Annotated in this window: 14 protein-coding genes; 8 read left to right on the forward strand and 6 right to left on the reverse strand. The window is 44.4% G+C overall.

All coding sequences use genetic code 11. The annotated features are described in order from the left end of the window. Positions 1-14: 14 nt before the first annotated feature. The 4 genes from ACP69U_RS08240 (at position 15) to ACP69U_RS08255 (ending at position 4,846) form a co-directional block, all read left to right on the forward strand. Positions 15-1,709, forward strand: coding sequence for an iron ABC transporter permease (locus tag ACP69U_RS08240; protein WP_314886324.1), 1,695 nt, complete (start codon positions 15-17; stop codon positions 1,707-1,709). Between the two features lie 102 nt (positions 1,710-1,811). Further along, positions 1,812-2,816 (forward strand): ABC transporter substrate-binding protein, encoded by a 1,005-nt coding sequence (locus ACP69U_RS08245; protein ID WP_314886326.1) that lies wholly within the window; start codon positions 1,812-1,814, stop codon positions 2,814-2,816. 141 nt (positions 2,817-2,957) lie between these two features. Further along, positions 2,958-4,100, forward strand: a complete 1,143-nt coding sequence (locus tag ACP69U_RS08250; protein ID WP_314886329.1) for a TIGR03364 family FAD-dependent oxidoreductase — start codon at positions 2,958-2,960, stop codon at positions 4,098-4,100. After that, positions 4,100-4,846, forward strand: coding sequence for an HAD family hydrolase (locus ACP69U_RS08255; RefSeq protein WP_426138265.1), 747 nt, complete (start codon positions 4,100-4,102; stop codon positions 4,844-4,846). The genes ACP69U_RS08250 and ACP69U_RS08255 overlap by 1 nt, the downstream gene beginning before the upstream one ends. Positions 4,847-5,064: 218 nt before the next feature. Here the strand turns inward: ACP69U_RS08255 and ACP69U_RS08260 are convergent, their stop codons facing one another. The 4 genes from ACP69U_RS08260 to ACP69U_RS08275 all read right to left on the reverse strand — a co-directional run bounded on the left by ACP69U_RS08260 (position 5,065) and on the right by ACP69U_RS08275 (position 8,291). Beyond that, the gene (locus ACP69U_RS08260) at positions 5,065-5,625 is read right to left on the reverse strand and encodes a GlcG/HbpS family heme-binding protein (protein ID WP_228244495.1); all 561 of its coding nucleotides are present in this window, start codon (positions 5,623-5,625) and stop codon (positions 5,065-5,067) included. 55 nt (positions 5,626-5,680) lie between these two features. Then, on the reverse strand, positions 5,681-6,892 hold the full coding sequence (locus tag ACP69U_RS08265; protein WP_426138266.1) for a CynX/NimT family MFS transporter: 1,212 nt from the start codon (positions 6,890-6,892) through the stop codon (positions 5,681-5,683). 152 nt (positions 6,893-7,044) lie between these two features. Next, positions 7,045-7,515, reverse strand: a complete 471-nt coding sequence (cynS, locus tag ACP69U_RS08270; RefSeq protein ID WP_238049890.1) for a cyanase — start codon at positions 7,513-7,515, stop codon at positions 7,045-7,047. Between the two features lie 113 nt (positions 7,516-7,628). Continuing rightward, positions 7,629-8,291, reverse strand: coding sequence for a carbonic anhydrase (locus ACP69U_RS08275; RefSeq protein WP_314886321.1), 663 nt, complete (start codon positions 8,289-8,291; stop codon positions 7,629-7,631). Positions 8,292-8,429: 138 nt separating this feature from the next. On the opposite strand from ACP69U_RS08275, the gene cynR reads away from it, so the two are divergent. Both cynR and ACP69U_RS08285 read left to right on the forward strand, forming a co-directional pair. Beyond that, complete coding sequence (cynR, locus tag ACP69U_RS08280) at positions 8,430-9,338, forward strand: transcriptional regulator CynR (protein ID WP_314886320.1); 909 nt, start codon at positions 8,430-8,432, stop codon at positions 9,336-9,338. Between the two features lie 47 nt (positions 9,339-9,385). Next, positions 9,386-9,772 (forward strand): DUF6122 family protein, encoded by a 387-nt coding sequence (locus ACP69U_RS08285; protein WP_314886319.1) that lies wholly within the window; start codon positions 9,386-9,388, stop codon positions 9,770-9,772. Positions 9,773-9,983: 211 nt separating this feature from the next. On the opposite strand, the gene ACP69U_RS08290 is transcribed toward ACP69U_RS08285, so the two are convergent. Both ACP69U_RS08290 and ACP69U_RS08295 read right to left on the reverse strand, forming a co-directional pair. Further along, positions 9,984-10,472, reverse strand: a complete 489-nt coding sequence (locus ACP69U_RS08290; RefSeq protein ID WP_314886318.1) for an META domain-containing protein — start codon at positions 10,470-10,472, stop codon at positions 9,984-9,986. A gap of 198 nt (positions 10,473-10,670) precedes the next feature. Beyond that, a complete protein-coding gene (locus ACP69U_RS08295) occupies positions 10,671-11,120 on the reverse strand; it encodes a PACE efflux transporter (protein WP_045445595.1) in 450 nt (149 codons plus the stop codon). A 90-nt stretch (positions 11,121-11,210) separates the two neighbouring features. Between ACP69U_RS08295 and ACP69U_RS08300 the strand changes: the two genes are divergently transcribed. Next, complete coding sequence (locus ACP69U_RS08300) at positions 11,211-12,089, forward strand: LysR family transcriptional regulator (RefSeq protein ID WP_087816195.1); 879 nt, start codon at positions 11,211-11,213, stop codon at positions 12,087-12,089. Positions 12,090-12,750: 661 nt separating this feature from the next. Beyond that, positions 12,751-13,074, forward strand: a complete 324-nt coding sequence (locus ACP69U_RS08305; RefSeq protein ID WP_426138267.1) for a hypothetical protein — start codon at positions 12,751-12,753, stop codon at positions 13,072-13,074. The last annotated feature ends 114 nt before the right edge of the window (positions 13,075-13,188 follow it).

Below are 13,188 nucleotides of genomic sequence, written 5' to 3' on the forward strand. Positions count from 1 at the left end.
CGTCTTGGATATTTATGAAATTGAGCAATTCACCCCTCGTAAAAGCAATTTGGCTATTCGTTGCTGTTTTATTCGTCATGTTTATGTTTGTGCCATTAGTCAAACTGCTGGCACTGTCTTTGAATGTCGGTGATACATTAGGGCTAGAAAACTACACCAGTATTTTGAGCAGTGATGGCTTTTTGCAGACCATGCAAAACAGCTTTTTTGTGGCGACGATGAGTGCGCTTAGCGCGACGTTTTTGGGCTTTATTTTGGCTTATACCGTGCATTGGACCAATTTGCCCAAAGGTTTTAAACAATTTATTAAGCTGGCGGCATTATTTCCTATGTTGTTGCCAACCGTAACCTACGGCTTTGCCATTATTTATACCTTTGGCAAACAAGGTTTGCTTACTCAGATTCTTGGCTTTCAGCTGTTTGAGGACATATACGGCTTTTATGGCATGTGGCTTGGTTATACCATTTATACCTTGCCCATTGCTTTTTTATTATTGAACAATACTTTCCAGTATTTGGACAAAAAGTTCGTCGTTGTATCAGAGTTGATGGGAGACTCTCCTTACCGCCAGTTTGATATGACTGTGGTGCGCCCTCTAATCGGCACCTTTGCAGCAGCGATGATTCAATGTTTCTTTTTAGCCTTTACAGACTTTGGTATTCCAGCGTCGATTGGGGGGCAATATAGGGTCATCGCCACTGAGCTTTATACCCAAATCTTAGGCGCGTCACCGTCATTCGAAAAAGGGGCAGTGGTTGCGTTATTTATGCTGGTGCCATCCATCCTAAGCATCGCCATACTATGGTACGTGGCACGCTTCAATGTGCGCTATGACTCAGTTGAAATGATTGATCTGCCCACCTCAAAAATCAAAGACCGTGTTTTGGCGGTGTTATCGAGTGTGATTTTAGCCTCACTGTTACTGGTATTCGCCGTGATATTCATTATCCCATGGATTAAGTCATGGCCTTATCAGATGGTCTTCACCACCGAGATTGTCAGCGAGGCTTTAGAGTCTGCCAATCTGATGCGGGTCTATAAAAACTCATTACTTGTGGCGGTATTAACGGCGGTGTTTGGCACCTTGATTACGTATTTTTCAGCCCTGTTATACGAGCGCTCAAGCCTGTTTAAACTGGGTAAATTCAGTATTGAAAGCTCAGCATTGGTAACCAATACGGTGCCTGGAATGGTCGTAGGTATTGCCTATTTGATGGTGTTTTCGGGGTCGGCGGTCGCCAATACTATTTTTATCATCGTGATTAGCAACATCATTCATTACTTTGCCACGCCTTATTTGATGAGTAAAAACGCACTGTCTAAAATGAATTTGGGCTGGGAGACGACGGCTGGTTTATTGGGTGACTCATGGTTTACATCATTACGCCGCATCGTCGTGCCCAATTCGTTTTTTACGCTGATTGAAGTCGCTTCATTCTATTTTATCAGCGCCATGGTGACGATTAGCGCGGTTATCTTTATTTCAGGTGCCAAAACCATGGTACTCACCACCAAGATAGTCGAGCTACAGCACTTTGCGCGCTTCGATGAGATTTTTATCTTGTCGCTGATGATATTGCTGACCAATATTGGCGCACTGATGTTGTTTGCTATTGTCCGTCATATTTATAGCAAAAGGCTCTCTGGTACAACGGCAATAAAAACCAAGAAAAAACCTAAGTCAATGGTGGTACCAACGTCTTCTTAGTCTTACCCATCGGTCAAGCGCATTGATAAGACTTATTTTCGTTTTATATTTTAAGCAACACCTTTTTCATTATTAAAACCTCAACAAATAATAGGGCAAATAATGTTTTTATTCAAAACGTTAGTGGCAAGTTTCGCGTGTGGAATCGTCTTAGCAGGTTGTAGTTCACCTGAGTCGGAAGGAGATGCTTCTAGCAATATCGAAGAAGTCGTCATTTATAGCAATGCCGACGAAGAAGCGGTCGAGGTCATCCAAGAGGTTTTAGACGAAGCAGGCTATGAAGGTCAGTATGTCTTTCAGTCTTTTGGGACAGGGGAGTTGGGTGGGCGTTTGCTGGCAGAAGGCGATAATACAGAGGCGGATATGGTGACGATGAGCTCGTTCTACTTAGAAAGCGCCCAAGCCAAGCATCCTATGTTTAAAGAATTGACCTTTGACGTTGACCCGCAAGTGGCGGTCCCCAATTACTATGCACCAATACTGGGCTTTACGGGCGCTATTATTTTAAACACAAAAGAGATGGCGGCGCAAAATCTGCCCAAACCAACCAGTGCCAAGGATTTATCAAATCCGATCTACAAAAATAAAATTGCGATGGTGGATCCTAATGGCTCATCGACAGGTTGGCTCTTTATTCAAGACGTCACCGCTACTTATGGAATGGGCGCTGAAGGGCAGAAAATTATGAACGATATCCGCACCAATGCGGGTCCAAACTTGGAGTTGTCAGGCTCAGGTCCGATCAAAAAAGTGATGGCAGGTGAGGTGCCGATTGGTTTTGGCTTGCGTCATCAAGCAATCGCAAACAAAGTACAAGGCTTGCCTATTGATTATGTTGACCCAAGCGAGGGAAATTATACGCTGACGGAATCGGTAGCCGTTATTGATAAAGGCGAGAACACCAATCCAAATGCGATAAAAATGGCTGAAATCATTGTTAAGAATGCGCGTCCAAAATTATTGACGATATACCCAAATGTGATTTATGACGGTGAAACAGTCGCTCCTGACAATCAAATCAAAAACAGTAAAACGTACGGCGAGCCACTGACGGCTGAGCTGTTAGATAAGCACAGAGCGTTTTTCCATGGACAAACTGAATTGTAAATGAATCTATAAAAACCGTGATGAGTAGTCATTGTTCAATTGCACTATTTCATCGGCTAGTGAAATCCTTAAAACAAGGATTGAGCCGCTAAAACATAAATTGCGTATCATTTGGAATCAATCATAAAGAAGAAAAAAGCTATGACAGGGACAAGTAAATTATCAGATAAACAGTATGATGTGGTCGTCGTTGGGGGCGGTATCGTTGGTCTTGCCAGCGCGTATGCTGCCGTAAAAAAAGGGCTGAAAGTGGCGCTGGTAGAGCGTGAAGCACAGAACAAAGATGCCTCGATTCGTAACTTTGGCTTTGTGACGGTTAGTGGTCAGCGTAGCGGTGAGCATTGGCAACGTGCCATGCACTCACGCAATATCTGGGCGGACATCGCGCCAAAAGCCGGTATCAAGGTTGAGCATACCGGTCTGCACATGCTGGTTCAGCGCCCTGAAGCGATGAGCGTTGCCGATGCGTTTTTGAAGACTGACATGGGCGAGTCCTGTCGCTTATTGAGCCAATCAGAAATACAGGAGCAGACGCCTTATCTTAGAACAGGGTTGGGCGTTTTATATAGCCCGCACGAGCTGAGAGTCGAGTCAAATACCGCGATTGGCAAATTTGCGGACTGGTTAGCACAAGTGCATGGCGTGGATTTTTATAACAAAACCACGGTTCAGGTGGTTGACTTGCCCACTGTTCATACCAGTCGAGGGACATTACATACGGCGCATTGTGTGATCTGTCCTGGGGCAGATTTACATGGCTTATATCCTGATACTTTAGCGCAGTCTGATGCCAAACTCTGTACCCTCAATATGATGCGCGTGATGCCAAGGCAAGCGTTCAAACTAAATGCTGCTGTCATGTCAGATCTGAGTTTTGCTCGTTATGATGGGTTTGCCCAGCTACCAGAAGCCCGTGCGCTTACCAGCTTACTTGATACCACCCAAGCTGCTGAGCGCAAGGCTGGCGTACATTTAATCGTTGTTCAATCAGCGGATGGCTCACTTATCATTGGTGACAGTCATAATTACTGTGATAAAGAGCTGCCCTTTAGAGACACTTATCAAGATAACTTAATCATCAACGAGTTCAAAAAAGTCATGGATATCGGTGAGGTAGACATCACTCAGCACTGGTTAGGGGTCTATCCAAGTGCCGACAATGTCGTGTTTAAAGCATCACCAGAAGCAGGCGTTGCCATCGGTACCATCACAAGCGGCACAGGCGCATCAACGGGATTTGCCTTTGGTGAAGAGTTAATTAATTTAGTATTGGAGTCAAAATAATGAATACAGATATTCATCGTATCAAAGCGCCATTCGACGCGATCAAACTGTGTGTCTTTGATATGGCAGGCACGACCGTCAATGAAAACAATTTGGTTTATAAGACCGTATGTGATGCGATCAATCACACCCTACAACAGGCTGGTCAAACAGACATTCAGGTTAATCTAGAGGTGTGTTTAGAGTTTGGGGCTGGCAAAGAAAAGCGACAAGCCATTAGCGATATACTCAATGAAGTATGCAAACATGACAATACCGCGGCCGCTGATAGTGAAAAATGGACGGATGCTGCCTTTGATAGGTTTAAATCAGCGTTGGCATCAGCCTATACCAAGGACACGGTAGCAACCTTCGATGGCATGCTAGACTTTTTCACTCAGTTAAAACAGTCGGGTAGAAAAGTCGTGCTAAATACGGGCTACGATATTCAGACAGCCAATAAAATATTAACCATTTTAGGATGGTCAGTGGGTCGTGATATTGATGCTTTGATTACAGCAGATGATGTGCACAATGGCCGTCCTGCACCAGATATGATTACCCTTGCTATGGACAAGTTTGGGATTGAGCATTCGCAACAGGTATTGAAAGCAGGGGACAGCGGCATTGATATCGAAGAAGGCAAAAATGCCCATTGTGGTCTATGTGTTGGGGTGCTGACTGGTGCTCAAACCCATGTGCAACTGGAAAAATATTCACCAGATATCGTGCTTGAGAAGCTCACGGATCTAGCGGCATTGATCTAGAGTATATCCTCAATTTAATTGAGGCGTCTATATGGGCTAAAAATGGCTAGATTAAGACATTGGGTACTTTAATGGCGCATTTTATAAGGAGAGAAATCATTACATGGTTTCTCTCCTTCTTCTTTTATAGAAGTAACAATAAACATAAGGACAGGCAGGCTTATCGATTTTCGAACAGCATAATATGTGGAATACTTGTCTTAAAACTTTAGCCCGCGCTACTGCTGCTCTAATGCTTTCAGACCTGCTTTGGCGATGTGTACATCTTCGCTGCCATGTGCGCCGCCCACCCCAATACCACCAACTACGATACCATCGATATAAATGGGCACGCCACCATCTAAGATAAGGATGTTTTCATCCAGATAGCGTAGGTCTTCAGGAATCGTGCCGTCTTTGATGCCTTTGGCGATGACCGCCGTTTCTCTTTTTTGTGAGTTTGCGGTATAGGCTTTTTTGTAACTGGCACGCACGGTATGCACGCCTGCGCGGTGATCTCTGAGCACTGCTAAGGTTTGTCCAGAGGCGTCAACGACGGTGACAGATACCATCAAATTGTTGTTTTTGGCTTCTAATGCGGCGGCATTCACCATGTTTTGTGCCATCTCGCCAGTCAATAATGGAATGGTTGCCATCTCTGCTCCTTGAGTTATTACGTTTGGTTTGATCACTTGTACTTGATACTGTGAGTGTGAGGTGTTGGCACACGCGGAGATGGACAACAGTGAAGTTGCAAGCGCGGCATAGATAACGAGTTCTTTCATAATCAGCCCTTTCATAATTAATCCTTGAGGTTGTTTTGAATATTGCATGACGTGACTCAATACGCCTGAATCAAAGCTTAGACAAGTTAATTGCCTGATGATAACTTGCTGGGGCAAACTTGATGGTGACAAACAGCATACCGATAAGGCTGATCAATAGCATCCACCAAACCGCCTTAAAACTGCCAGTCGACTCGCGAAGCACACCTGCGACATAAGGCGCGATGGCGGTAATAATAAAGCCAATGCCTTGGACAAATGCTGCCAGTGCCCCAGCGAGTTTGGGTTTGGACAAATGATCTAACGCGACGGTCAATGTCAATGAAAAGCAGGCACCAAGACCACAGCCAATCAAGGCAATCCATAAGATGAGCAAAGCTGTCGGCATGGTAATCAAACCTATAAATCCAGCGATTTGTATCCCTACGGCAAAAAACAACCAAGGTCGGCGGTCGAGGCGATGGGCGGATAACATTGGAATAACCAGCGCACCAATGACCTGAAAAATCGTCATGATACCGATCAGCTCGCCACTACTTTGCGCGCTCCAGCCCAAAGTCTGCGCATAGCTTGGCAACCATGCAATCATACAAGCATATCCAGCATTTGCCAGACCAAAATAACTTGCCAGCAGCCAAGCACGGCGATTGCCAAAAAAGTTGATTTTTACCCCGTCGTCTCGATTTTCCATCTGCTCGGAGGGGCGTCGCCACCACAGCACGAGGGCAAAAACTGGCACTATCAGCCAAATACCCAAACCAGATTGCCAACTGCCGTAATGTTGAGCGACCACGGGACTCAAGATAGCGGCAACCCCGCCACCAGTCATCAGTGCAGCAGAGTAAACGCCCATAGCAAGTGGTACACGCGCAGGATACCAACGCTTAACTACACCAGGTGCCATTGCTTGCACGATGGCGATACCCGTGCCGCCTACTAAGGCACTGGCTATCAGCGTCCCTCCAGTATCTAACCACAAGCGCCATAAACCCGCTAAGGCAATCGAAAACAGACCGCCTGTGATCCACGCGCTTTCACTAAATCGTCGCCCAATCCAAGGCAATAGTAGCGGAAATATACCCATACACAGCATCGGCAGCACCACCAATAAAGAGGCGGCTTGCAAACCCATACCTGTGCTTAGGCGAATTTCTGTTAGCAACGGACCAGTAGAAGTGATCGTTGGGCGCAGCGTCATCGCCAACCCAGCAATCACCAGCATAGGAAACAACAAGGTCAGTATCGACGAACGCGCCGTGGAGGAGATATGATCGGTACTCATGAATAATATAAAATCCATATTAAGAAAGGCAGTATCAAAAAATCACCGCCTGAGTCGCCAAAAAAGCCGACGTCACTATATGTCGAACGCCGACTTTTTCAATAAGTACTACTTTTACAAACCGCTGATAAAACTGCTATTTAAAGCGTCATTTAGAAAGGTTTGAACGGTAGGAATTTGCCATCTAAAGTAATCACTGCGCGGTCACCACCTTCAGGGTCAGCTGCTTTTTTGATATCCATTTTGAAATTAATGGCACTGATGATACCATCACCAAATTGCTCATGAACCAAGGCTTTTAGCGTGGTGCCATATACCTGCATCATCTCATAAAAACGGTAAATTGTCGGGTCAGTAGGAATCTCACTACCAACGCTGCCTCGTGATGGAATGCATTGTAGTAACGCGATGGCGTCCTCATCAAGTCCTAAAGTTTCACCAACTTTTTGGGCGGCATCAGCAGGTAGCGGATGCTGACCTAGCAAAGCGGCAGTGACAAAGACATCACTCAAGCCTGTTCCTGAAGCGATTTGCTCGAATGACAGATTCTTTGCCGCTTTGGCAGCAATGATGGTGTCAGTTAATGTTTGACGTGCGGTGTTGCTTACTTGAGACTGAATCATAATAATACCTTTTGAGGTTGGTGGTGGTTATTGGGTTAATAATGCTTATGAATTATTTGGGTTAATTGATTTTCTGATTATGCATATTCATTGATAATGACAGTTATGTAACGCTAAACGGCGACTGCCAGTGGCGCTAGCGGATAAGCGCGAACCTCAGTGTGCGTGGCCAATGAGACAAATTCATTGGTCACGCCATCTAAGGCATCGATGTCACCGGACTCGATATCGTAAACCCAGCCATGTAGTGCCAAACGATTTTCTCTTAGCGCCAAACGTATCGAAGGATGGGTTTTGATATTTTCGATTTGAGCGATGACATTTTCACGAACCATAGAGGCGACCCGCTCGCTATCACTGGCATGTTCACGGGCTTCATTGACCACCCGTGCTGAGTCAGCGTAGCGTAGCCAGCTGCCTACCGCTGGCATATGATCCATGCAGGTGCAGTTGGCAATCGCAGTCATCGCGCCGCAGTCTGAGTGCCCGCAAATCACCACATCCGTGACTTTTAAAGCGGTAATAGCATACTCAACTGAGGCCGATACACCACCAGGCTCAGGACCATAAGAAGGCACAATGTTGCCTGCATTTCGAATCACAAACAGACCACCGGGTTCGTGTTGAGTAACAAGCTCGGGCACTAAGCGGCTGTCTGAACAAGAAATAAACAGTGTGCGCGGGTTTTGTTTGGTCGCCAAATTTTTGAATAAATCGGCGCGCTTAGGATAGGCGTCACTGTGAAATTTTAGAAAACCTTCAATAATATCTTTCATCGCGTTGGTCTCTGTGTAGTTGACGAAAGGAATGATACGCCGCTATCGTTATAAGGTAAAATATCAGTATATTATGATATCGATAATAATTACTTATGACTAAACCTTGAGCAATCCCTAATCCACACGAGATGACCCATGATTCTTCGGCACATTAAGTATTTCTTGGCAGTGGCAGAGTACCAAAGCTTTACCCAAGCAGCAGCGTCTTTGTACGTCTCACAGCCAGCGTTATCGCAGCAGATTAAGCAGTTGGAAGAGGGTCTAGGCGCGACTTTGTTTGATCGCTCTGGTCGCCGTGTCACATTGACCGATGCCGGTGACGTCTATGCGCGCTATGCCCATAGAGCCTTGCAGGATTTGGAGGAAGGACGGCGCGCCATTCACGATGTGCAGGATCTCAGTCGCGGTGCGTTGCGGATTGCGATTACGCCTACTTTTACCACGTATTTGCTTGGACCTTTAATCAAAGCGTTTCATACTCGTTATCCGAGTCTCACGCTAAGCGTGCAGGAAATATCACAGGAGCAGATGGAAAAGCAAATACTCGATGATGAGTTTGATGTGGGTATTGCTTTTGAAGATGTGCAGTCTGCCGATATCGATACACAAACCTTGCTGATAGAGACGCTTGCACTGGTTGTTAGTAAACATAACCCTCTTGCTAAGCAAATGGCGATTGACTTGCCAACGCTACACGCGCAGTCACTGGTATTGCTGAGCCGCGAATTTGCCACGCGCGAACAGATTGAGCATTACTGTCGCCAGCATGACATTGCGCCAAACGTACTGATGGAGGCAAACTCGCTCAGCGCAGTGATCGAAATGGTTCGCCATACCCAACTGACCACCTTATTACCTTCCAACATCGCTCATAATTATGATGAGCTGGTGGCGATTACCTTAGCGCCGTCTTTGCTCCAGCGTACGGCGGTATTACTACAACGAAAAGGTGCGTATCAGAGCGCTGCTACCAAGGCGTTTGTTGCGTTGGCACATGAGGTCTGCTCAAGCACGGTTGAATCCAATGTACTATTTTTTAGGTAGAATAAACTCAAAAAACGAACGGTCACGATGAGACAGGCAAAAGGTCAATGACGCAAACCTTAATTCACTACTTTTTTCATTTCGGCATGCCTTTAATCGTGGCTTATGTGTTTTTCCGCAATGATTACAAAAGGGTTTATCTGATACTGCTCGCCACTATGTTGGTTGATTTGGATCATCTGCTAGCAACGCCTATTTTCTCGCCCAATCGCTGTAGTATTAACTTTCACCCGCTGCACAGTTATTATGCAATGGCAGTATATGTGGCTATGTTAGTGCTGCCTAAACCATATAGAGTCACAGGTTTGGGCTTACTGTTGCATATGATGACGGATCTGAATGACTGTGTTATGACGTATGCCCAAATCCCCCAAGCGTTGGATGATGCGCCAGCTCGTGAGCTGGTCATATGGCTAGCAAATAGGTTTAAGTAGTATTTTTAACTTTTCATCGCATGCTCATTAATCCCGTATTTATTATGGGCACACTATATTTTCTAAAGAATCGTATTATTTACTGAGGATTTAGTTCTGCGCTAAGCCTAAATTCAGTATTCAGACAATAAATATAGACAAAAAAAGCCTCACTATTAATAAGTGAGGCTTTTTTATTGAGTGGCTAGTTTAGCACTCTATACGACAATAATTATTTAGCAACCGCTTTAAAATTCGCTACTTGGTTCGCATTGGTAATGGTCAAGACAGGCACGTTATTGGCATTTTTGCTCATGCTATATTTACCATTTACGGTTGCTAGTGCGGCACTATCAAAGCTGGCTTGTGGGGCAGGGCAAGCCATTCTTGTGCTTCTTACTGGACCTAAGGTTACCTCGCCATTTGCTACCTTATATTCAGCACTCATATTGTTACAAGTATTCATCAAAGTAACGATATTGCTTCCATTCGCGGTCATAAAATTGAGGGTTAATGGTTCGGCTGGATTAAAGAATAATGGAATAATGGTCTCGCCCTTGGTGTTTTTGGCATCCACGAGTTGCCAATGATAGGCTTGCAAGGCATCCGAGGTAATAGGCTGGGTAACGGATGCACTTGGCGTAGATGTGGTTTGACAACCTGCTGCCAATGTTCCCACTGCTAAAACGCTTACCATCATTACCTTGGTCATATTTTTCATATAAAGTCCTTTATTGCTTCAATTATTATATAGAGACATTTATCTCAAAATTATTGTGCTCGCTGCCCCAATAACTGACATGAGACGCTAGCAGATGCAGGCATTATTACAAAGTAATAATAGCGATACAAGCGCCAGTAACCATTCAAATACCAAGTTGTTTTTATGTTGATAAATCTTTAGCACGGCTCATTGCTATTAGGCGACCACGTCATTACGTTGAGATAGCAGATGGTTTGCTGGAATAGGAAACACATTGTCATAAATCCAGTTATAAACAAAAGCATGTACCAAGTAAAAAGTAGCCATTGTAATATCCATGAGAAAGGCTTGCCAAAGGCTGATGCCTAAGTGCCACGCAATTATTGGTAGGAATAATAACAGCAAACCACCTTCAAATAAAAAGGCATGCAACATCCGTAGTGGAACCGTCTTATGTACATTGCCACGTAGCTTCAGCATACTGTGGTCAAATAACAGGTTATAAAAATAGTTCCACAACGTCGCGATAATCGAAGCAGCCACGGCGATAAGACCTATCGACTGAATATCAAAGCCAAATAACCAGCTTGCCAACGGTACAAATATAATTAAACCTATTATCTCAAAACCCAAAGTATGACGAATACGATCTTTCACGGTGCGCATGAAGCTTCCTAGTTGAATCAGTTATTTTCGCGCCTATTGTATCTGTTAAACTATTATAACCAAGTTAGAACCTATAGGATTTTTAGATAGATGAGCCTTTCATTAGAGCAACTGCAAGCCTTTGTCGCCACGGTAGAGACCGGTTCTTTCTCAGCCGCCGCCCGTTATCTAGGCAAGGCGCAGTCTGCTATTAGCACGGCGGTGTCAAATTTAGAAATTGATTTGGACAACAGCTTATTTGTCCGCAGTGGACGCTATCCAGTCCTAACGCCAGCTGGAGAGCGCTTACTGGTAGAGGCGCGAGTGATACTAGAGCGTTGTGAGCATTTTCGCGGGGTGGCCAAAAGTCTGGGCGAAGGAGTAGAGAGCCGATTGGTACTGGCGGTTGATGAGCTGTATCCCGAAGCAACGTTGGGCGGCTTGATGGAAGAGTTTTCACGCCGATTTCCTAGTGTGGAGCTGGAACTATTGTTTCCGCTGATGGAAGATGTCAGCCGCTTGGTGTTAGAAGATCGCGCCGATTTAGGCATTATGTGGCGTCAAGAGATACTACCTTCAGCGCTGAATTTTCATGGGCTTGGTTGGGTGTCGATGAAAATGGTGTGCGCGCCGAACCATGAGCTAGCTCGTCAGCCAGTGGGATGGGAGGAGTTGAAACGCTATCGGCAATTGATGGTGGCAACACGTAACCATAGCGAAGAAAAAGCACGGTTGCGAATAGCATCTGATGTCTGGTGGGTTGAGAGCCAGTGGGTTATCGTTGAGCTGGTACAGCGCAATCTAGGCTGGGCATTCGTGCCTGAACATGTGGTAGCCAGTGCCTTGGATAATGGTTTTTTAGTCGAGCCAATATTGGACTTTAACGATCATGATTGGCCAGTGGCTTTAGAAATTGTATGGCACAAGCAGCGTCCTTTAGGTAAAGCAGCTGCTTGGTTGAAGTCGGCTGCGATTGCGCTAAATAAGTAATATTGAGCAGTTAATAATAGTGAGTTTTAAAGGGTCGTCCATTTATTACGGGTGTACTGTCTATAAAATTTATAATGTTGTCGATAGATTTTAATAGGCTATAAGTTTGAGTAGGTTATAAATTTAGACGGTTTTTAATATAAGCGCTTTAGTGGTCAAGTTATACTATGCTTCAATCCAAATTATGTTTTTAACTTAAGTATTCGATACCGCTGAGCGACAGCAGTTGTCGCCCACTTTAATTAGACGCTTTATCTTTCTCAATTCTTATATTATAGTTACTGAGTTAGGACGTAATTCAGTCAGGAAAACAGCAACATAGAGTTAACCCTCGAGGCGCAACGCTTCACCCTATAACTTCGCTATTGCTGTTAACTATCAACACTCTGGTTGGCATTAATCATTATTTTTCTAATCAACTAAACCCAAGCTACTCATAAATTATAGCTGTCATATCGATGATGGCACAGATTTCATATTGTTAAAAATAAGTTTAAATAACTTCTAAAATCATCAGTGAAACACTCATTTTACTTTTTAACGTTGCTCTAAAAGTGGCGGACACGCTCGGCTGACTTAAATTTGCTCTGAGAATCACCCAAAATTAAAAATACTACAAGCTACTGATATTCAAAATAAATTAAAAAATGAGGACCATACTATGACGAACACAACTAACACTTTTGAGCAAAAACGTATCGATAATTTAAATTGGTCAGGGGTGTCAGGACTTTCTGAATTAATTCAAAATGATTTACAGACTAAGCAAAAGACGCCGCTGTTTTATCTGCATAACGAGTCTATCAATAACTATGAAGATGATATCTACTTTGTGAATAATAGCGATGAGACATTGAGCTTTGTTGCTCCTTATGAGCTGATGAAGAGAGATTCAGATTGCTCTGAGGTAGTGGTTGCTGCCGAACCAAGTGAACGTGATATATCCCTCACTTATACCGATGTTTTGCCCAAGCAAGGCGTGTGAACCGCCCCGACTTTATCGGAGGCTTATTTACTTGAGTCAGGCAGCAACACCTGACAGGATTAAATTATCATAATACTGCTTTTCAAACTCAAAAGGTGACACATAACCAATCGT

It is taken from the genome of Psychrobacter sp. TWR1-1-1, from assembly GCF_049895865.1.
Lineage (GTDB): Bacteria > Pseudomonadota > Gammaproteobacteria > Pseudomonadales > Moraxellaceae > Psychrobacter > Psychrobacter immobilis_A.

Bases quoted from the DNA above. Each gene is read 5' to 3' on its own strand.
- ACP69U_RS08240 (WP_314886324.1), top strand. From the start codon at position 15: ATGAAATTGAGCAATTCACCCCTCGTAAAAGCAATTTGGCTATTCGTT.
- ACP69U_RS08245 (WP_314886326.1), top strand. From the start codon at position 1,812: ATGTTTTTATTCAAAACGTTAGTGGCAAGTTTCGCGTGTGGAATCGTC.
- ACP69U_RS08250 (WP_314886329.1), top strand. From the start codon at position 2,958: ATGACAGGGACAAGTAAATTATCAGATAAACAGTATGATGTGGTCGTC.
- ACP69U_RS08255 (WP_426138265.1), top strand. From the start codon at position 4,100: ATGAATACAGATATTCATCGTATCAAAGCGCCATTCGACGCGATCAAA.
- ACP69U_RS08260 (WP_228244495.1), bottom strand. From the start codon at position 5,625: ATGAAAGGGCTGATTATGAAAGAACTCGTTATCTATGCCGCGCTTGCA.
- ACP69U_RS08265 (WP_426138266.1), bottom strand. From the start codon at position 6,892: ATGAGTACCGATCATATCTCCTCCACGGCGCGTTCGTCGATACTGACC.
- cynS (WP_238049890.1), bottom strand. From the start codon at position 7,515: ATGATTCAGTCTCAAGTAAGCAACACCGCACGTCAAACATTAACTGAC.
- ACP69U_RS08275 (WP_314886321.1), bottom strand. From the start codon at position 8,291: ATGAAAGATATTATTGAAGGTTTTCTAAAATTTCACAGTGACGCCTAT.
- cynR (WP_314886320.1), top strand. From the start codon at position 8,430: ATGATTCTTCGGCACATTAAGTATTTCTTGGCAGTGGCAGAGTACCAA.
- ACP69U_RS08285 (WP_314886319.1), top strand. From the start codon at position 9,386: ATGACGCAAACCTTAATTCACTACTTTTTTCATTTCGGCATGCCTTTA.
- ACP69U_RS08290 (WP_314886318.1), bottom strand. From the start codon at position 10,472: ATGAAAAATATGACCAAGGTAATGATGGTAAGCGTTTTAGCAGTGGGA.
- ACP69U_RS08295 (WP_045445595.1), bottom strand. From the start codon at position 11,120: ATGCGCACCGTGAAAGATCGTATTCGTCATACTTTGGGTTTTGAGATA.
- ACP69U_RS08300 (WP_087816195.1), top strand. From the start codon at position 11,211: ATGAGCCTTTCATTAGAGCAACTGCAAGCCTTTGTCGCCACGGTAGAG.
- ACP69U_RS08305 (WP_426138267.1), top strand. From the start codon at position 12,751: ATGACGAACACAACTAACACTTTTGAGCAAAAACGTATCGATAATTTA.